This is a genomic window from Streptomyces europaeiscabiei (assembly GCF_001550375.1).
GTDB classification, from domain to species: domain Bacteria; phylum Actinomycetota; class Actinomycetes; order Streptomycetales; family Streptomycetaceae; genus Streptomyces; species Streptomyces europaeiscabiei.
In genome coordinates, this window is the sequence record NZ_LRTR01000773.1 from 1 (window position 1) to 1,023 (window position 1,023).

A 1,023-nucleotide genomic window follows, 5' to 3' on the forward strand; every position below is an offset into this window, starting at 1 on the left:
CTTCGTCGCCGCGCGCTTCGACCACGCCGCCCTGCGGCGGCGCTCCGGCGGGGTGCCCACTCTGCTGAGCGGTCTCGTCCGCGCTGTCACGCGGCGTACCGCCGCCGGCGAATCCGGTGACGCGGAGGACGCCGGCGCCTGGCTCGCCGGACTCTCGTCGCAGGAGGCCGAACGCGCCCTGCTCGACGTGGTGCGCCGACACGCCGCAGCGGTCCTGGGACACGAGTCGCCGCAGGCGGTACGCGCCGACAGCGCGTTCAAGGACGTCGGCTTCGACTCCCTCTCCGCGGTCGAGCTGCGCAACCGCCTCAACACCGCGACCGGTCTCCGGCTGGCCCCGACCGTCGTCTTCGACTATCCGACCCCGCAGGTCCTGGCGGAGCATCTGGCCGAGAGCCGCGACGGAGTCACGGCAGCGGCGGCGGCCGTCCCGGCGCTCCGGGCGAGCGGCACGACGGACGCCGACCCCATCGCCATCGTCGCGATGGGGTGCCGCCTGCCCGGTGGGGTCGCGGGCCCGGAGGACCTGTGGGAGCTGCTGCGGTCCGGAACCGACGCGATCGGCGAGTTCCCCACCGACCGCGGCTGGGACCTGGACACCCTGTACGACCCCGACCCGGACAAGCCCGGCACGTCCTATTCCCTCAACGGTGGCTTCCTGGAGGGCGCGGGGCGGTTCGACGAGGCGTTCTTCGGTATATCGCCGCGTGAGGCTCTGACGATGGATCCGCAGCAGCGACTGCTGCTGGAGACGGCCTGGGAGACGTTCGAGCGCGCGGGTATCGACCCGACGTCCCTCGGCAACAGCACGGCCGGCGTGTTCGTCGGCGCGATCGCCCAGGAGTACGGCTCGACCCTGCTGCACGAAGCCCCTGAGGGGCTGGACGGCATGCTCCTCACGGGCAACGCCACCAGTGTGATCTCCGGTCGGCTTTCGTATCTGCTGGGTCTGTTGGGGCCGGCGATCACGGTGGACACGGCGTGTTCGTCGTCGCTGGTGGCGATCCATCTGGCGGCGCAGTC

Annotated in this window: 1 protein-coding gene; it reads left to right on the forward strand. The window is 72.0% G+C overall.

Annotated features, from left to right (window positions below; genetic code table 11):
* Positions 1-1,023 (forward strand): acyl carrier protein (locus AWZ10_RS37915; protein ID WP_167366029.1); only part of this gene is annotated, 1,023 nt, incomplete at both ends.